At 68.9% G+C, this 18,411-nt stretch carries 13 protein-coding genes, 2 pseudogenes and 2 riboswitches; of the genes and pseudogenes, 8 read left to right on the forward strand and 7 right to left on the reverse strand.

The genetic code is table 11. From position 1 onward, the window contains the following. Positions 1–132 precede the first annotated feature (132 nt). Positions 133–248: riboswitch (cobalamin riboswitch) on the forward strand. A 48-nt stretch (positions 249–296) separates the two neighbouring features. Both cobN and SSPN_RS0102225 read left to right on the forward strand, forming a co-directional pair. Beyond that, on the forward strand, positions 297–3,977 hold the full coding sequence (gene cobN / locus SSPN_RS0102220; protein WP_010306137.1) for a cobaltochelatase subunit CobN: 3,681 nt from the start codon (positions 297–299) through the stop codon (positions 3,975–3,977). Positions 3,978–4,232: 255 nt separating this feature from the next. Continuing rightward, positions 4,233–5,039 carry a S1 family peptidase gene (locus SSPN_RS0102225; protein WP_010306139.1) on the forward strand — a complete coding sequence of 269 codons (807 nt, stop codon included), beginning with the start codon at positions 4,233–4,235 and terminating at the stop codon, positions 5,037–5,039. A gap of 170 nt (positions 5,040–5,209) precedes the next feature. Here SSPN_RS0102225 and SSPN_RS42050 read toward each other — a convergent pair whose 3' ends face one another. Both SSPN_RS42050 and SSPN_RS59125 read right to left on the reverse strand, forming a co-directional pair. Beyond that, entirely contained in the window at positions 5,210–5,899 is a 690-nt protein-coding gene (locus SSPN_RS42050) for a LysR family substrate-binding domain-containing protein (RefSeq protein WP_010306141.1), read from the reverse strand. Beyond that, positions 5,896–6,315, reverse strand: a complete 420-nt coding sequence (locus SSPN_RS59125; protein WP_237710420.1) for a LysR family transcriptional regulator — start codon at positions 6,313–6,315, stop codon at positions 5,896–5,898. Before SSPN_RS59125 ends, SSPN_RS42050 begins: the two co-directional genes overlap by 4 nt. 53 nt (positions 6,316–6,368) lie before the next feature. Here SSPN_RS59125 and SSPN_RS42055 point away from each other — a divergent pair, with 53 nt between their 5' ends. Further along, positions 6,369–7,568 (forward strand): MFS transporter, encoded by a 1,200-nt coding sequence (locus tag SSPN_RS42055; protein WP_010306145.1) that lies wholly within the window; start codon positions 6,369–6,371, stop codon positions 7,566–7,568. Here SSPN_RS42055 and SSPN_RS0102240 read toward each other — a convergent pair. Then, positions 7,519–8,151, reverse strand: coding sequence for a LysE family translocator (locus tag SSPN_RS0102240; protein ID WP_029534884.1), 633 nt, complete (start codon positions 8,149–8,151; stop codon positions 7,519–7,521). The two genes, SSPN_RS42055 and SSPN_RS0102240, sit on opposite strands and share 50 nt — an antisense overlap. 286 nt (positions 8,152–8,437) lie before the next feature. Between SSPN_RS0102240 and SSPN_RS0102245 the strand changes: the two genes are divergently transcribed. From SSPN_RS0102245 to SSPN_RS61415, 3 genes and pseudogenes are all read left to right on the forward strand, one after another. Continuing rightward, complete coding sequence (locus SSPN_RS0102245) at positions 8,438–9,265, forward strand: S1 family peptidase (RefSeq protein ID WP_010306149.1); 828 nt, start codon at positions 8,438–8,440, stop codon at positions 9,263–9,265. A 98-nt stretch (positions 9,266–9,363) separates the two neighbouring features. Further along, positions 9,364–9,585 (forward strand): annotated as a pseudogene (locus SSPN_RS61410) (DUF4291 family protein); the annotation flags it as partial. Positions 9,586–9,739: 154 nt separating this feature from the next. Next, a complete protein-coding gene (locus SSPN_RS61415) occupies positions 9,740–10,072 on the forward strand; it encodes a DUF4291 family protein (RefSeq protein WP_083821573.1) in 333 nt (110 codons plus the stop codon). A gap of 69 nt (positions 10,073–10,141) precedes the next feature. Here the strand turns inward: SSPN_RS61415 and SSPN_RS0102260 are convergent, their stop codons facing one another. Genes SSPN_RS0102260 through SSPN_RS42070 form a run of 4 tightly spaced genes read right to left on the reverse strand, consistent with a single transcriptional unit; the run spans position 10,142 to position 15,895 of the window. Further along, the gene (locus tag SSPN_RS0102260) at positions 10,142–10,642 is read right to left on the reverse strand and encodes a hypothetical protein (RefSeq protein ID WP_010306153.1); all 501 of its coding nucleotides are present in this window, start codon (positions 10,640–10,642) and stop codon (positions 10,142–10,144) included. Between the two features lie 7 nt (positions 10,643–10,649). Next, positions 10,650–15,113 (reverse strand): RHS repeat-associated core domain-containing protein, encoded by a 4,464-nt coding sequence (locus SSPN_RS0102265; protein ID WP_010306157.1) that lies wholly within the window; start codon positions 15,111–15,113, stop codon positions 10,650–10,652. After that, positions 15,113–15,421 (reverse strand): type VII secretion target, encoded by a 309-nt coding sequence (locus tag SSPN_RS0102270; RefSeq protein ID WP_010306159.1) that lies wholly within the window; start codon positions 15,419–15,421, stop codon positions 15,113–15,115. The genes SSPN_RS0102265 and SSPN_RS0102270 overlap by 1 nt, the downstream gene beginning before the upstream one ends. Positions 15,422–15,445: 24 nt before the next feature. Continuing rightward, a complete protein-coding gene (locus SSPN_RS42070) occupies positions 15,446–15,895 on the reverse strand; it encodes a YbaB/EbfC family nucleoid-associated protein (protein ID WP_010306163.1) in 450 nt (149 codons plus the stop codon). A gap of 275 nt (positions 15,896–16,170) precedes the next feature. On the opposite strand from SSPN_RS42070, the pseudogene SSPN_RS42075 reads away from it, so the two are divergent. Continuing rightward, positions 16,171–16,567, forward strand: a pseudogene (locus SSPN_RS42075) (GNAT family N-acetyltransferase). Between the two features lie 537 nt (positions 16,568–17,104). Next, positions 17,105–17,229: riboswitch (cobalamin riboswitch) on the forward strand. Between the two features lie 55 nt (positions 17,230–17,284). After that, positions 17,285–18,411, forward strand: a 1,127-nt coding sequence (locus SSPN_RS42080; RefSeq protein ID WP_010306172.1) for a magnesium chelatase ATPase subunit I, incomplete at its 3' end; no start/stop codon positions are given.

An 18,411-nucleotide genomic window follows, 5' to 3' on the forward strand; every position in this document is an offset into this window, starting at 1 on the left:
CGTTTGGTGGCAGCCTCTATCGCTCGCAAAGCGCTCACGGGGTTCACCAGCGACGAGGTGACCTTCGACGGAGGCCTGGTGCTGGGTGGGGTGGCCGTTAGGATGGCGACGAGCAAGACGGCGGTGTTGCGGAGGAACCCGGTGCGAATCCGGGGTGGTCGCGCCACTGTGACCGGGGAGCAGCCCCACGTGCCACCGCCCGCGGGCGGGAAGGCGGGGACCTGCGGCGATCCGGGAGCCAGGACACTCCGGCCGCCGTGACCCCACCGGGGCGCGCACCCCGAGAGAGGACGACCGTGAGCGAGCCTGCCCGCGAAACAACCCGTGTCCTGCTTCTGTCCACTGCGGACACCGACCTGCTGGCCGCCCGCGCCGCGGACGTCGGCTACCGGGTTGCCAACCCCGCCCGCGTCACCCCCGAGGAAGTCCCGGAACTGCTCGTCGGTGCGGACGTCGTGGTGGTCCGCCTGCTGGGCGGCCGCCGGGCCTGGGAGGAGGGCCTCGACGCGGTTCTCGCCTCCGGCGTCCCCACCGTCGCGCTCGGTGGCGAGGCCACCCCGGACGCCGAGCTGATGGCACTGTCCACCGTGCCCGCCGGGGTGACCACGCAGGCGCTGGCCTACCTAGTCGAAGGCGGGCCGAACAACCTCGCCCAGCTGGCCCGGTTCCTCTCCGACACCGTGCTGCTGACCGGAGAGGGTTTCGCCGCGCCGGAGAAGACGCCCGAGTTCGGCCGCCACGGCTCCCGGCCGCACGACCCGGCGCGGCCCACGGTGGGCATCGTCTTCTACCGGGCCCATGCCTTGGCGGGCAACACCGGATTCGTGGATTCCCTTGCCGAGCAGGTCGAAAACGCCGGTGCCAACGCAGTGCCGGTGTTCTGCGGCTCGCTGCGCGGGCTGTCGGACGCGGCAGGCCTGCGCGAACTGCTCGAAGGCTGCGACGTCCTGGTGGCGACGGTGCTCGCCGCAGGCGGTTCCGTCGCGGCGGACGCGAGCGCGGGCGGCGATGAGGACTCCTGGGACGCAGGTGCGCTCGCCGAGCTCGACATCCCGGTCCTGCAGGGCCTGTGCCTGACCACCAGTCGGGCTGTGTGGGAGGAAAGCGACGCGGCGCTGTCGCCGATGGACGCGGCGATGCAGGTCGCGGTGCCCGAGTTCGACGGTCGGCTGATCAGCGTTCCGTTCTCCTTCAAGGAAAGCGGCGAGGACGGCATCCCGGTCTACGCCGCCGATCCGGAGCGCGCTCGCCGCGTCGCGGGAACGGCGGTGTCGCTGGCCCGGTTGCGCCACGTCGGCAACGCGGACAAGCGGCTCGGCGTGGTCCTGTCGTCCTACCCGACGAAGCATTCCCGCGTCGGCAACGCCGTCGGCCTGGACACCCCAGCATCGGCCGTCGTGCTGCTGCGTGCGCTGGAGGCCGCGGGCTACGACCTCAGCGGGCTGGACGTGTCCGGTTTGGACGGTGACAGCCTCATCCACCGGCTGATCGCCGCAGGGGGGCACGACGTCGAGTGGCTGACCGAGGACCAGATGTCCGAGGCGGCGATCCGGGTGCCCGCCACCCGCTACCGCGAGTGGTTCGACGCGCTGCCGGAGTCGTTGCGGGCGGCCATGACGGAGCACTGGGGCGCCCCGCCCGGGAGCTTGTACGTCGACGACGAGGGCTCGATCTACGTCGCGGCGCTGCGCTTCGGCAACGTGGTGCTGATGATCCAGCCGCCGCGCGGCTTCGGGGAGAACCCGATCGCGATCTACCACGACCCGGATCTGCCGCCGTCGCACCAGTACCTGGCCGCCTACCGGTGGCTGGCCGAGGAGTTCGGCGCGCACGCGGTGATCCACCTGGGCAAGCACGGAACCCTGGAATGGCTGCCGGGCAAGGGCCTGGGGCTGGCGGCGGACTGCGCGCCGGACGCGGTGCTGGGCGAGCTGCCGCTGATCTACCCGTTCATCGTCAACGACCCGGGCGAGGGCACCCAGGCCAAGCGCCGCGGGCACGCCATCGTGGTCGACCACATGATCCCGCCGATGGCCCGGGCGGACAGCTACGGCGACATCGCCAAGCTGGAGCAGCTGCTGGACGAGTATGCGCTGGTCGCAGACTTGGACCCGGAGAAGAAACCCACGCTGCGCAACCAGATCTGGGAGCTGGTTACCTCCGCGGAGCTGCACCGCGACCTGCATCAGGAGGACCGGCCCGACGCGGAGTCCTTCGACGACTTCGTGATGCACATCGACGGGTACCTGTGCGAGATCAAGGACGTGCAGATCCGCGACGGCCTGCACATCCTGGGCCGGGCGCCGCTGGGCGAGGAGCTGGTCAACGACGTCCTCGCGATCCTGCGCGCCCGCCAGGTCTTCGGCGGAAAGGTCGGCGCGCTGCCCGGGCTGCGGTCCGCGCTGGCCGTCCACTTCGGACTCGACGAGCAGGTGCTGCTGGCCGAACCGGGTGCCGGGGCCGACGTGCCGAGCGCGCTGACGCAGCTGGTAGAAGGACCTTCGGTATCAGCGTCGGACGCCGTGGACCTGCTGGAATCCTTGGCGCGCAAGCTGATCGTCGCGCTGGCCGAAGCGGGCTGGCAGGCCGCGGCGGCCGAGGAGGTCGTCGCCGGGGTTATCGGCGCGCCGCTGGACTCGGTCGTGCAGGTGCTGCGCTTCGCCTGCACGGAGGTCGCGCCGCGGCTGGCGCGCACCACCGAAGAGGTCGAGCACGTCCTGCACGCGCTGGGCGGCGGCTTCGTTCCGGCCGGTCCGTCCGGATCGCCGACGCGCGGGTTGATCTCGGTGCTGCCCACCGGCCGCAACTTCTACTCCGTGGACCCGAAGGCCATCCCGTCCCGCAACGCCTTCGACGTCGGCTCCGCACTGGCCGATTCGCTGCTGGCGCGCCACCGCGAGGACACCGGCGAGTACCCGCGTTCGGTCGGGCTGACCGTGTGGGGCACCTCCGCGATGCGCACCCAGGGCGACGACCTCGGCGAAATCCTGTGGCTGCTGGGCTGCCGCCCGGTGTGGGACGACGCCTCGCGCCGGGTGACCGGCTTCGACGTTGTTCCGGTCGCGGAGCTGGGCCGGCCGCGCATCGACGTGGTGGTCCGCATTTCCGGATTCTTCCGTGACGCCTTCCCGCACGTGGTGGCGCTGCTCGACGACGCGGTGCAGACCGTGGCCAAACTCGACGAACCGGACGAGGACAACTACGTCGCCGCGCACTACCGCGCCGACCTTGGCGACCACGGCGACGACCGGCGCGCCTCGACGCGCATCTTCGGCTCCAAGCCGGGCGCCTACGGCGCGGGTCTGCTGCCGCTGATCGATGCCCGAAACTGGCGCAGCGACGCCGACCTCGCCGAGGTCTACGCGACTTGGGGCGGCTACGCCTACGGGCGCGGCCTGGACGGACGCGAGGCGCGCACCGACATGGAATCGGCGTTCCGCCGCATCCAGGTCGCGGCGAAGAACGTCGACACCCGCGAGCACGACATCGCCGACTCCGACGACTACTTCCAGTACCACGGCGGCATGGTGGCGATGGTGCGCGCGCTGTCCGGGCAGAACCCGGCCGCCTACGTCGGCGACTCGGCGGTGCCGCACGCGGTCAAGACGCGGACGCTGGGCGAGGAGACCAAGCGGGTCTTCCGGGCCCGCGTGGTCAACCCGAAGTGGATTTCGGCCATGCAGCGGCACGGCTACAAGGGCGCTTTCGAGCTCGCGGCCACAGTGGACTACTTGTTCGGCTTCGACGCGACCGCCGGTGTGGTCGACGACTGGATGTACACCAAGCTCGCCGAGTCGTACGTGTTCGACGAACAGGTGCAGCAGTTCCTGCGGAAGTCCAACCCGTGGGCGTTGCGCGGCATGACCGAACGCCTGTTGGAGGCGGCCGAGCGCGGCCTGTGGGCCGAGCCGGACGCGTCGGTGCTCGACGACCTCCGCGCGGTGTACCTGGAGCTGGAGGGGCAGTTGGAGGACTGAGCTCTCGGCAAGCGTGGAATTACTCTTTCCATGCAAGGGAATTGGCCACGTGGCCAAAGTCCTATTTGGACAGTCACGTTAGTCCGTCCGGGTGGTAATAGTGCGCTTTTTCCACTCGATCGGGTTGCCCTGGCTAGCTCGGGTGTATCCAACAGCGGGTTCTGATCCTCTTTCTAATGGACACTCTTGGACGAGCCGGAGGCGGCAGGTCGAACGACGGCGTGCCGGATGGCTCCGGGGGAGGAGGCAACGGTGATGGCAGACACGAAGCGCCGGACGTGGTCGATTGCCGGGCTGCTGGCGGCGGCGACCCTGTCGTCGGGCTTGCTGACAACGACGGCCAACGCGGCGGGTGGGGAGACGTCGGAGGCCAAGGCACCGCCCATCGTGGGCGGGCAACCCGTCAAGATCGCCGAACACCCTTGGGTGGTGTACCTGACCGACCCGCAGGGCAACCAGTTCTGCGGCGGCACGGTCGCCAAGGCCAACAAGATCGTGACCGCCGCGCACTGCGTCTCGGGGGAGAAGCCGGAGTCGGTCCAGGTCGTCGCCGGGCGGGAGGACAAGAAGACCACCGAGGGCACGGTCGCCAAGGTGACCGGCATCTGGGTGCACCCGGGCTTCCAGAACGCCAACAGCGGCGCGGACGTCGCGGTACTGACCCTGGATCAGGCGCTGCCGCAGCAACCGCTCGCGCTGGCCGGCAAGGAGGACGGCTCGCTCTACGAAGCGGGGAAGATGTCCTCAGTGCTCGGCTGGGGCGCCACCGCCGAAGGCGGCCAGGCGTCGCAGACACTGCAGAAGGCCGAGGTGCCGCTGGTCAGCGACCAGGAATGCCTGAAGGCGTACCCGCAGTACAAGTCCGACGCGATGATCTGCGCCGGTTTCCCGCAGGGCGGCGTGGACAGCTGCCAGGGTGACTCAGGTGGGCCGCTGGTGGTCGACAACAAGCTGGTCGGGATCGTCTCGACGGGCAACGGCTGCGCCCGGCCAAACGCGCCGGGCATCTACACCCGGGTGTCGGCGTACCACGACGACGTCCAAGCACAACTGGGCTCCTGACCCGGATCGACGCGGCCGGGGCGAAGCGGGAGCGCCCCGGCCGCGTCATGTCTCTTGTCGAAGACCGCCGTCCTCGACAAAGATGGCCGTCGCCGCGACCACCGGAGAGCTCTGGCCGACCACGAGACCCGGCTGGTGCTGGAAGGTCTGCGGTCCGAAAGCCGTTGGCGTCAGGTGGCGGTCAAGCGGAGTTGCGGGCCCAGCTCGCGCGCCAGGGTCGTCGCCTGCGAGCGGAAGATGCGCACCGCCGGGTTCCGGTCGTCCGCCCGGGTGGCCAGGACGCTGTGCTCCAGCGGCGCGTCCAGCACCGGCACGCACACGGTGCCCGGCCACGGGTAGTAGCGCTGGAAGGACTCCAGCGCCGATCCGGCGCCGCACCCGGCCGCCACCGTGGTCAGTACCTCGTGCGGGGTCACAGCATGCGATCTGCTGCAGTGCGGGGCCAGGCCGCCGCGCGCAGCGGCGAAGTAGAGGTAGTCCGCGAACTGCCGCGGCGTGTGGTCGGGAAGGCTGATGTAGGGCAGTTCGAGCACGTCGGACAGGTGGACGGCCGGGGCGTCGGCCAGCTCCCAGGACGCCGGGACCACCACGATCCGCCGCTCGGTGGTCAGCACGTCAACGGCGACCCGCTCGTCGTCCGGGGCGGGCCGCACGAACGCCACGTCGACCTTGTGCTGCATCAGCGCGGAGACGTGCTCGGTGAAGTCCAGCGCCACGAACTCGACCTGGATTTCGGGGCGGGCGCGGTGGAAGGTCTGCACCACGGCTGGGGTGAGCTCGGCCGAGCCGTTGCTCATGATGCCGATCCGCAGCGTGGGCTCGGCGGCGACCTCGGACAGGTCCGCGACCGCGGCGTTCATCGCCGCCAGCAGGGATCTCGCGTGCCCGATGAACCGCGCGCCTGCGGACTCGCGTGCCCGATGAACCGCTCGCCTGCCGGGGTGAGCCGGACCGGGGAGCGGTCGAGCAGCCGGGCCCCGAGTTCGCGCTCGAGTTGCTGGACGTGCGCCGTGACGGACGCGGGCGACCGGAACAGGCGCGCCGCGGCCTTGCCGAAGTGGCCTTCTTCGGCAACCGCGAGAAACGACGCCAACCGCCGCAGGTCCATACCTGCAGCGTACGAAGCAGGGGAAGCGGCGGCACCGGGCAAATTTGCCCGAGTTTGCGGGCGAGCGGCCGCGTCGAGCACGATATTTCTGGCAAACCGGACCAAACGGCGCGCCGGGTTTTCGTGACGTGGAAGAGATGGCGAGGCGGAAATCACGGCCGCGTTCACGAATCCTGAACGGCCGGTGCGGTCGCGCGTTCGACCGGCATAGAACCGACGCTGTGCGGAACAAGTGGTTGCCCGCCGCGTTCCTGCTTACCACGGCGGGCTGGGGCGCGAACCAGTTCTCCTCGTTGCTCGAGGGCTACCAGGCGGAACTCGGGCTGTCCGGGCAGGCCGTGACCGGCCTGCTCGTGCTCTACGTGGTCGGCCTGTTGCCGGGGCTGCTGCTGGGCGGCCCGATGGGGGACCGGTACGGCCGGCGTCCCGTCGTCTTCGGTGCGATCGCGATCAGCGCGGCCGGAACCGCCGCGCTCATGGCTGGGGTGCTGGCCACGCCGTGGCTGCTGGTGGGGCGGTTGCTGGCCGGGATCAGCACGGGCGCGGTCCTGGCCGCGGGCAGCGCGTGGGTCCGCGACCTGTCGCACCCGCCGTTCGGCACCGCCGTCGAGGACGGGGTGGGCGCGCGACGGGCTGGGGTGCTGCTGTCGCTGGGGTTCAGCGTGAGCGGTTTGGTGTCCGCGCTGATCGCGCAATGGGGCCCGAACCCGCTGGTCAGCGCATATCTGCCGCACCTGGTCCTGTGCATCGCGGGCTTGTCGCTCGCGGTGGCGTGCCCGGAGACGCGGTCGCGCGAGGTCCAGCCCGGTCCGCAGAGCAGCGGCCTGCGGGATCCGCGCTTCCTGCGGTTGGTGGTGCCGGTCGCGCCGTGGGTGTTCGTCGGGCCGACCGTGGCCTTCGGCGTGCTCCCCGAGCAGGTCGCCTCGGCGGTGCCCGGGTTCGAGCTCGTCTTCGCCGGGGTCGCCGCGCTGATGGCACCGGGGTTCGGTGCGGTGGTCCAGCCCTTGGCGCGGCGGGTCGCGCAGCGAGGCGAGTGCGCACCGGCGGTCGTCGGCTTGCTCACGACGACCGCCGCGCCCCGCCGCGCTCACGTTGGCGGCGGTCGCGGTGTGGTGGGTGCTGCCGGGGCTGGCGCTGTTCGCCGCTCTCGTGCTCGGTGCCGGCTACGGGTTCTGCGTGACGTTCTGCCTGACCGTGGTCGGCCGCATCGCGCCACCGTCCACTTTGGCCAGGCTGACCGCGGTGTTCTGGTCGATGGCCTACCTGGGCTTCTGCACGCCGTTCGCGGTCAGCCTGCTGGAGCCGTTCGTCACCGCCCCGGTGGTGCTGGCCGTGATGGCCGGGCTCGCGCTGCTGACGTGCGCGGCGGTGTCAGCCCGCGACCAGGCCGACCGAGATGGTCAGGAACGCCGCAGCGCTGACCGCATCCAGCGACTTCGCGACGCGGGGGTGCTGTAGGCGGGTGGCGATGCGGGCGGCCCCGAGCACGATCGTGAGCTCCCAGATCGCCGCGAGCACCAGGAAGACCACGCCGAGCAGCACCAGTTGCAGCGCGGGCTGCGCGGCGGCGCCGACGAACTGCGGCAGGAACGCCAGGCTGAACAGCAGCATCTTCGGGTTGGTGAGGTTGCTGAACAGGCCGCGCAGGTAGGGGTTCGCCGAATCCGCCGGGGGTGTCGTGAGCGCCCCCGCGGCGGATTCCTTCCTGGTCAGCCACAGTCCGCGCAGGATCGACGCGGCGAGGTAGACCAGGTAGGCGGCGCCGATCCACTTCAGGACGGACAGCACGGCCGGGTGGCTGGTCAGCAGCGCGCCGAGCCCGGAGATCACCGATGCGACCTGGATGATGCTCGCGCTGTGGATCCCGGCGAGCGCGAGCAGCCCGGCCCGGCGGCCGGCCGTAAGCGAGGTGCGAAGCAGCAGGAAGACGTCCACGCCCGGGGTGAGGATGACGACCGCGCTCGCCAGCAGGAAGGCGGGCAACGGGGTCAGGTCCACAAGCACGGCATCCTCCTTCGCGACAGCGCGCAGCACTGATCACTTGATCGGATGGAATCGATCACCTGGTCGGGCACAGTTCACGGACCGGGCGCGAGGCGCGCTCCGGGTCCGTGGTGGTTCGGGAAGGATGAGCTGCTGTCATCATCGACATGATCCGAAGAATTTCCCGGTATCTCCAATATTAACGAGATATTTTCCCGATCACGTGTGAGTTGCGCCTCGTGATGTTCCTGTATCGGGGTGACTACGGTGTGCCGTCGGCGAGATCCGTGACAGCTGGAGGCACGACGTGGGGTGTGGCAGTGAGCGCAGTACCGGAACGGCGCGCAAGGGAGCGCTGCTGCGGCTCGTGGTCACCGGCGCGGTGACGGCACTGGCCGGACTGCACCCGGTGGCGGCCAGCGCGGAGGGGCACCCCGAGGCGCGCGTGCTCGGCGGCTCGGAAACCAGCACGGAGGACGCCCCCTGGGCCGTGGCGGTGACCGACGACCACGGCCGCCAGTTCTGCGGCGGCACCCTGGTGAGCCCGATCAAGGTCATCACGGCGGCGCACTGCACGATGGACCCGACCACCGGCACCAGGCGCCCCCCGGAGGGACTGCGCGCGATCGCGGGACGCACCGACCTGCACACGGAGCGCGGCGTGGTCGGGGAGATCGAGAGCATCTGGGTCCACCCCGGCTTCAAGGACTACACCCGCGGCGACGACGTCGCGGTGCTGACCCTGCGCGCCCCGATGCCGCAACACCCGCTGAACGTCGTGGGCCCGGGCGAAACCGCGCCGTACCAGCCGGGGGCGGTGGCGCGGGTATACGGCTGGGGCCGCACCCGCGAATCCGGTCCGCCGTCGAACACCCTGCGCTCGGTCGACGTCCCGGTCACCACCGATGAAACCTGCCGGACCGCGTACCCGAACTACGACGCCCGGAGCATGTTCTGCGCCGGAGTCCCGGAGGGCGGCATGGACGCCTGCGCCGGGGACTCGGGAGGCCCGATCGTGGCGGACAACCGCCTGATCGGAGTGGTCTCCTACGGCACCGGCTGCGGCCGCCCCAACACGCCCGGGGTGTACACCCGGCTGAGCAGCTACGCCGCGGACCTGTCGGCGGAGCTGTGACCGCAGCGAAAACCGGTTGAGCCGGCACCTGGCCCTGCCGCAGGCTGAGCGGTGTGGAAGATCAGGGAAGCCCGCGCGGGTACCGCGCGGTCAGGGCTCTGTACACGGAGTCCGCCATCACCGTGTACCAGGCATATCCGGATGCCATCGCGGATGCAGCGCTGGCGGCCGGGACGTTCGTGCCCCCGTTCAAACGCGAACGGATGACGTGGATCAAGCCGTCGTTCCGGTGGATGGCCTACCGGTGCGGCTGGGCGAGAAAGCCGGACCAGGAAAGGGTGTTAGCGGTCGAGATCACCCGAGAGGGCTTCGAATGGGCGCGGTCGGCGCGGCAGTGCTCGGTTTCGCGGGCGCCGGCACAGCGGTGGTACTGATCGTGATCGCGGCCGCCCTGGTCGGCATGAGCCTCGGATCCACGGGTGACTTCCCGGCGTACTTCCTGCTCCGTGCTTACGGACGCTCGGCCACGCCTGCCTGAGCCACTACGAGCCCGACGTCCACGGCCGCCGCGAAGCGTGGACCGAGCAGAAGCGCGCGAGCCCGGTCCGAGTCCAATGGGACCCGGAACGCGACCTGAACCACCGCCGGATGGACCACAGGTCCATCCAAACAGGACTCGGCGGTGAGTCGGTCGACCGCTACGTCGAAGACTGGATCGTGTCAATTACCGACGTAACCCCGGTAATGCGGAAGACCGCTGACCTCGTGGCGGCCGGAAACCTCGAAGCTGCAGGAACGGCACTGCCCGCCGAGAAGCCGTATCCCCTCCCAGCGCACATCGCCCGCGTGCTCGGAGCCACCGGTTAGGCCACGGCCTCGCGTGCGCCGGGATCCGGTGACCAGCAGCACATGCTTTTCGGCATTGAGCTGGGGCACTCATTGCCGTGCGATGATCGCCTCCGCACGCTGGAAGATGTCCTGGTCCTCCAGTTCGACACCCACCGCATTGATATCGGATGATGTCCGGATCAGGAGCTTCGTCAGCTCATGCACGAACGTGCTGAGCGAAGTGCTGACGACGGCGCGGGCGTTGAGCAGTTCTTCGTAGTTTCCCAGGGTGCTCAGCCATTTCGCAGTAATGGTGAGATCCTGTCCTGTCCGGACGATTTTCCACTCGGCGGAAAATGTATCAGAGCCCCAATGCGTCGAGCCCGAAGTGAATTCGTCCTCTTGTACCTTTTCCAGCAGGGGCACCAGATCGTCCACCAGGACGGAGAGGTCGTACCGGTAGCTCAGCCGGATCGGAACCAGGTTCCAGATCAGGATCGCGTCCTCGGTCTCAAGTGGATAGATCTCGCCGATCGCGTCACTCATGTCGGCCGCGACGTCCGGTGGTCGCAGCGTTGCCGGGTTTCCGGCCTGAACGGCGAAATTCATCGTGCTCCTACTGGGTAAACGGGTAGGCGTGCACTTTACCACTCTCGTAGACCTTTACGAAGATGGCGTTGGGTGTTCGCGTCCCCCCGCCGGGGAGGTGTTCTATGTTCCCGTGCCCCTCCGGAAGCGGGAATACTCCGTGGTTGTTCTTTCCTAGTTCTGCGCCCTTTTGCACGGCGAATTCGACATCATCGGGCGATCCGAACTGGCCTTGTGGCTTGTTTTCCTTTGTGGCTCTGGCGGGCCCTTCCGTCCAGTCGAGACCGTGCTTCTTGGCGCCCAGCAACCCCGCTTCCGGTTTGTACGTGGTCCCGTCCCGTTCAACTCCTTTCCGCACCTCGTCCCTGCGCTTCTTGCAGTCTCTCCCCTGCAGCCCCAGCGGGTCGATCCAGCTCGTCGGGTTGGCCACGTAATGATGCGGGTTCGGACCCGCGCTCAGGCCCAGCGGGTCCGTGCTGCCATAGCGGCCCGAAATCGGATCGTAGTGTCGTTGGAAGTTGTAGTTGAGTCCCGTTTCGCTGTCGTGGTATTGCCCGGGAAAGCGCAGGGGCGTGTACGCGCCCGCACGGCTTTGATCGAGGGTGTTGCCCCAAAGCGTGGTGCGGTGAAACCAGGCTATGCCGCCTCGGTCGTTGACCATCTCGCACGGCGCGCCGATCAGGTCGGTGACGATGGAGTAGAACTGCTCGTCGATCCATTGCTGCGGTGCGTGGCTCACGGGTGAGCGTTCGAGCTGGGTGATCGGGCGGAAGGTTCCCGGCTCGTAATCCCAGACGGTGACTCGTGCATCGCCGAGTCCGGGCCCGTTGGGGACGCCGTCGGTGTGCGCTTGTTCGACCAGAACCGGTCCGTCCCAGGCGAATTCGACCTGTTCCAGAAAGCTCACGCCGTCCGGCGCAAGGCGCTGCTTTGCGATGCGGCGTCCGAGCGGATCGTAGCGATAGCGCCAGCGCGAGCCATCCGGCGTCAGTACCCCGATCAACCGGTCGTCTGCGTCCCAGAAATAGCGCCATGTTTCAGGCTTTCGCGATAGCCGTCTTTGCTGGCGAAGTACTACCCTGCCCTGCGCGTCGTGTTCGAACCGAACCTTTCCGGCCCGTTTGATCAAAGTGCCGCGATACTCGCGATCGCCGGTGGCGTCCGCGTCCGATGAGGTGTTCGCCGTCGGCCATGATGCATTTGTGATATTCCCGGCCGCGTCGTAGGTGTACCTCTCGGTCCAGCCGGCGCCGCGCACAGCGGTTACCCGGCCGGCTCGGTCGAGCTCGAACGTGCGTGGTCCGGTGAGTTGATCGTTTATGCCGGTCAAAGACCCGTCGGCGCGGTAGGTGAACGAACGGTGCTGGACCTTGCGCTTCTCGCTGCCGGTGATGGTCTGCGCGAGAAGACGATGGCCCGGATCCCATTCCTGCGCCAGTGCGGCATGACGGCCCAGGGTTCTGCGGATCTCACGCCCCGCCGCGTCATAGGCGAAGCCCAGGGTCCGTCCGGCGGTGTGCAGCGCGATGGGTTGGCTGTTGGCGTCGAAGTCCCACACGCTTTCCGCGCCCGACGGCGTGCGGCGGCGAACTCGTCGGCCGACGGGATCGTACGCAGATGCCACAGTGCGGCCGTTGATCGTCTCGGCAAGTACCCGGCCCAGCAGATCACGCTGGAAGGTCACTTGGGTGTTGTTGTCCATAGCCTCGACCAGAAGGCCGACTTCGTCGTACCTGAACGTCGCGATCGCGTCCCCGCTGCGGCGTTCGATCACGTTGCCGAAGGAATCGCGCACGAAGGCCGTCGTTTCCCCGGCACCATTCGTCCGTTCGACGAGCCGCCCTGCCGCGTCGTGCCGGTAGGTGACCGCTCGGCCGTTGAAGTCCACCTCCTTGCTGAGGTTTCCGGCTTCGTCGTAGTCGTAGCGCCACACCAGTCCCTGCTCGTTGGTGACACTGGTGAGCCGCAGTTCGGTGTCGTACTCGAACTCCAACCTCGTCCCGTCCGGGCGGACTTCCGCCGACGGCAGGTCGAAATGGGTTACTTCGGTGTGCGTCGTCTGGCCGAGGGCGTCGGTATAGCCGCGGAGGTTCCCTTCGCCGTCATACCTCCAGCGCTCGGTCGCGCCGTCGGGGAGAACTTGCCACGCCAGATTGCCGTCGACCGTCCAGCCGAACCGCGTGGTGCGCCCGAGCGGATCGGTGATCGCGACGACTCGACCGAAACCGTCACGCTCGTATCGAGTGGTGTTGCCCATCGGATCGGTGATGGAGATCGGGCGACCCGCGGCGTCGGTTTCGATTCGACGCACGTTGCCCAAGGCATCGATGGCGACCTGGAGATGCCCGTTCTCGTCGTAGCCGAACCGCTCGTGCGCCCCGGAAGCATCGATGGTTCTGACGAGGTTTCCGCGATCGTCCCACTCGTTCCGGGTCACCGAGCCGTCGGGCGCGATGATCGTGGTCGGCAGTTGCAATTCGTTGTACTCGAAGCGCGCCTGGCTGCCGTCCGGTCGCGTGACCGAGATCAGGTTGAGGTCCGCGTCGTAGTCGTATCGCGTGGTGTGGCCGAGCTGGTCGGTGCTGGAGAGCAGGCGGTCGTGCTCGTCCCATTCCATGCGGACTTCGTTTCCCAGCGGATCGACCTCGCGAACAGTTTGCCCCCTCTCGTTGAGGTGGTAGGCCGTTCGCTGCCCGAGTGAGTTCGTCCAGTACGTGACCCGGTTTTCCCGGTCGTACTGGAGGGTGCCGCTGAAGAAGCCGCCCGAGCCGTCTGCCTGCACGACCCGTCCCTCGTGGTCGTACGCGTAGCGGTACCAGGAGCCGTTGCGGTCGGTCCAACTGGTGAGTCGGCCGGCTTCGTCGTAGGCGAATTTCAACGGCAGGCCCGATGCGTTGACCACGCCGGTGAGGCGGCGCGCCTCGTACTCGTAGCGCTGCAGCAGCAGGTCGTCGCCGTTGTCCGCCTCGCGCAGATACAGCGCGGTGACCAGGCCGTCGTCGGAATCCACGCGAATCCGGTACCCGCCACTGTGGCGTACTTCGACCGGTGTTCCTGCGGAATCGCGCTCGAAATCGACCCGGTTCCCATTGCGATCGGTGATCGCGGTGAGCGGGAGGACCGCGCCACGTGGCGCGAAATGCAGGCTTCGGCCGGACTCCGCGTCGTCGATCGTGAAGCTGCCGTCTTCGGCACGGGTCAACGGCTTGCGGGGACCGGTTACGGCCGTGACGGAGGCTCCAGGTGCCGGATGCGGATAGAACAGCAAGGTCCCGTCGTCCGCTGCGAAGCAGACGCCCTCAGCATCTACTTCCAGCCGCTGGTCCAATGTGGACGACCAGGTTTCGCCGAAGTGGCGGCCGACGCGATATGACGAAAGGTGAAGCCGCTTGAGCTGCAGTTGCAGCGTTCCAGCGAGTTCGGCGTCTGTCTGGGACAAGATCACGTCACCGCTTGCGATGTCGATCGGGTCGCCGCAGTCGTTCTTGTCCTTGTCCGGGACCCGCTCCTCTTCAGCGGAGCGGCTTTTGTCCCGAATTTCTGGTTCGTCGGGTGATTTGGTGGACGGCGATCCGCCGTTCGGCGTGCCATCCGGGCTCGATGACGTGCCAGCCGGGGACGTGCTCGACGGGGACGTGTCGGGGGAGTTGGGGGCGTCCGGGGCGTCTGGTTTGGGGGACGGCGCGTCCACGCTGGACGGTTTGGTGCTCGCTGGGCCGTCGGCCTTGCGGAGGCCCTTGAGGGCGTCCTTGATGCCTTCCCAGATCTCGTCGAGCTTCTTCAGCAGCGGTTGCAGCTTGTTCAGGGAGCGGGTCAGCTTGGTGATGACGTCGGAGATCTTGCTGACCCACTTGGCGATCATCCCGGCCGCTTCGGCCACCACCGCCGGGGTGCCGATGCCGAGGGTGCCGCCGATTTCCGCGATCCAGCGGGGGATTTTGGTGATCAGCGCCGCCACGCACTCCGCGACCAGGTCGCGCACCAGTTCGCGGACGATGCCGACCAGCACGCCGACGATCTCGACGACCGTGCTGATGGTGTCCGCCGCGCCGCCTGCCGCTTTGATCTGCTCGGCTTGCTTCGTGGTGGCGTTCTTGTAGGCGTCGGCCGCCGCACCGGTCCAGGTACCGGTGATGTTGTTGACCTCGTTGGTGAAATCGGCCGCGACCTGCTCCACCGATTTCGCGACGTTGCCCCAGGTCTGGGCGTAGGCGGAGATCTGGTCCGGGTCGCCGGCCAGCCAGTCCAGGGCGTCCGACAGCGGCTTGACGTGCTCCATCAGCCAGGACACCGCGTACGAGACCAGCGTGCCGACCGGGTCCATGACCATCGACAGCGCTTCCAGTCCCGCGCCGGCCGCGCCGAGCGCGATCTCCGACCAGGAACCCGATTCGATGCCGGACTGGAGGTCGCCGACGGATTCGAGGATGCCGATGCCGCTGACCCCCGTGGTGGAGTCCTGCCGCGGCGCGACCAGCGGGTTGTCGGCCATCACACCTCCCAGCCGGAGAAGCTGTCGGCGTTCGCCTCGTCACCGGACTCGTAGGTCTGCGCGGTGTCCTTGACGTTGCCGGCCTGGTCGGTCATGGATTCCGACGCGGTGGACAGGGCGTCGACCCCGGGCTGCGAGACCGCCTGCACGATCGGCACGAAGAACGAGCAGATCACCCCGTAGGCCTCGGTGCCCATCGTGACCTGGTTGGCCGCGTCCAACGCGGTCTTCAGCTGATCGGAAAGCGCGTCGAGCTTGCTGGCGTGCGACCGGAGCTCCTCCGGGGACACGCCGAATGCGTTCGTCATCGTCAACCCCCAGGTGACGCCCGGTTACCGCAGGTACGTGTCGTCGTTGAAATCTTCGTCGTCGGGCGGCTGCTCGGCGCGTTCCCCGGCTTCGGGATCCGGGAAGCGCTCCTGGTATGCCGACATGACCGCGTTGACGGTCTCGGTGTCGTCGCCGACGGTGGCCGACATGACCTCGGCCACCTGGTCCCGGATGCCTGCCTGGGCCTGCCGCATGGTCGTCAGCACCGCTTCGGCGAGCCCCGCGCCGGACATCCGGCGCGCGTCGTCGGTGATCTGCAGGTCGGTGACCGCACCGGCGCTGTCCACAGTCACCCGCACCACCCCGTCGCGGGACTCCGCGCTGGCCGTGACCGCAGTCACCTGCTGCTGCATCTGCTGATAACGCTCGGCTTTCGCCTGGACGCCGGCGGCCCAGCGCCTGATCTCCTCCTCGGTTCGCGCGCCATCGACGCCGAAGACCGGTTCGCCCACGAATCCCCCAAGACCATTTGCCGTGACGGATCGACTACTGATCTCGGGCAGGCTAGTCGCGGACCCGGCGGACGGTCAGCGCTTCGGCGCGAAACCACCCCGAACAGAGCAATGGGAAAGGCGTCGGCAGGAGTGGTGTTGACTACTCCGCGCGCTGGTGAATGAGGGTTTTGAGACCTGACTGTGATATCCAGGTAAGAGTGACCCTGCAGCCGCTCGCGACCGCCGTCCACCGCGCCTACACCGCGGACCTGGACGCCGAGGACTTCTACCGGATGTTACGCCTGCGCGTCGACGTGTTCGTCGTCGAGCAGGAAGGAATGCCCCTACCCGGAGCTCGACGGTCGCGACCTGGAGGAGACCACCCGGCACTTCTGGATCGACTCGGCCGACGGCTACGTGCTCGGCTATCTCCGGCTGCTGGAAGATCCCGACGGCACCTTCCGCATCGGGCGGGTCTGCACCGCCAAGGGCGCGCGCGGCCTGGGCCTGGCCCGCAAGCTGATGCGCGCCGCGGTCGCCGAGGTGCAGCACTCACCGGCCGTGCTGGCCGCGCAGACCTACGCCACGGACTTCTACCGTTCCTTCGGTTTCGTCGAGGACGGCGAGGAATACCTGGAGGACGGCATCCCGCACATCGACATGCGCCGCGAGCCCCGCCGCCACGCGTGATCGGCGCTATTCGCGGGCTTGACCGCGGTCGTTCGGGCTGCCACGCTCCCGGCGTCAAAATTGAGCGTGGAGGAGTGGCGACGGTGCACCGAACGGCGTGAACGTCGCGGCGTGCTGCCCGGCATCCGCCCTGCCCCGGCGCTTCGCGGCGCCACGCGTTTCTGCCGGCCCCGCATCGGCCCGGACACCGCCTGAGTCTGCTCCGGCCCAAGGGTGTGTTGGAGCGCGCCTCCTTCGGCGAGCACTTCCTGCTGTTCGCGCTTTTCCATCGATCCCGGGACCGCCCAGCCATTCGGCGCGATCCCGGCTTGCACGTGCGTTCGCGCTGCTTGCGCACATCGCCGTGCACGAGGAGGAGAAATCGTGCCAGCACCGCCGCTCCTGGAGCGGATCGGTATTCCCCCATCCCTGAAATGGCGCGCCGGTGTGGCGAGCAGGGCGCTCTCCAGTGGTGCTGGTCTCGTCGGGGTGGTGGTCGGTTGGTCAGGTGGCCGGGTTCTGCGACGATGCACGGTGATCCGAATGCAAGGGGTGCGCCAGGAAGCCGGTGGGAATCCGGCACGGTCGGCGCCACTGTGACCGGGGAGCGGCCCTCCCCCGCGAGCCACCGGGGCGACCTGGGAAGGCCGGAGGGGCGCGACGATCCGGGAGTCAGGACACTGCGGCCCCTTGTTCCCGCCACCGGGGCGTCCGCACCCCGAGGAAGGAACACCCGGCATGTCCGCTATCCCGCGCTTTCCCTTCTCCGCCGTCGTCGGCCACGACGACCTCCGGCTGGCGCTGCTGCTCAACGCCGTTCACCCGCGCATCGGCGGGGTCCTCGTCCGAGGCGAGAAGGGCACCGCGAAGTCGACCGTGGTGCGTGCGCTGGCGTCGTTGCTGCCGCCGCTGGACGTGATCGCAGACTGCCGCTTCGGGTGCGATCCGCAGGCCGCGGACCCGCAGTGCCCGGACGGTCCGCACGGCTCCGCCGCTACGCAGCGCCCCGCCCAGCTAGTTGAGCTCCCGGTCGGCGCCACCGAGGACCGGCTGATCGGCTCGCTCGACCTGGAACGCGCCCTGACCGAAGGAGTCCGCGCCTTCCAACCCGGCCTGCTCGCCGCCGCGCACCGGGGCGTGCTCTACGTCGACGAGGTGAACCTGCTGCACGACCACCTCGTCGACCTGCTGCTGGATGCCGCGGCGATGGGGCGCGCGCACGTCGAGCGCGAAGGCGTCTCGGTCTCGCACGCGGCATCGTTCCTGCTGGTGGGAACGATGAACCCGGAGGAAGGCGAGCTGCGCCCGCAGCTGCTGGACCGGTTCGGCCTCACCGTGCACGTCGCCGCGTCGCGCGAGGTGGCGACCCGGACCGAGGTGGTGCGCCGCCGCCTGGCGTTCGAAGCCGACCCGGCCGGGTTCGCCGCGCGGTGGGCCGACGCCGACGCCGAACTCGCCGCACGGATCGTGGTCGCCCGCGCCCGGGTGGACGCGGTGGTCCTCCCGGATACCGAGCTGCGCCGGATCTCCGCGCTGTGCGCGTCCTTCGACGTCGACGGCATGCGCGCAGACCTGGTGCTGGCGCGCACCGCCGTCGCGTGGCGCGGAGCCGAGGCGGTCGCCGAGGCGGACGTCGAAGCGGCGGCCAGGCTCGCGCTGCCGCACCGCCGCCGCCGCGACCCCTTCGACGAACCCGGCATGGCCGAAGACCAGCTCCAGCAGGCCCTGACGGAGGCGGCGGAGCACGCCGACGACGGCGGCGACGACGAGCCGCCGGAAGGCCCGGACGGCGGCGGCCAGCCGCCGGAGGGGCCGACCGAGCCGGACGGCGGAGCCGACGGCGGCTCGGAGGAGCGCAGCGTCGA

It is taken from the genome of Saccharopolyspora spinosa NRRL 18395, from assembly GCF_000194155.1.
GTDB classification, from domain to species: domain Bacteria; phylum Actinomycetota; class Actinomycetes; order Mycobacteriales; family Pseudonocardiaceae; genus Saccharopolyspora; species Saccharopolyspora spinosa.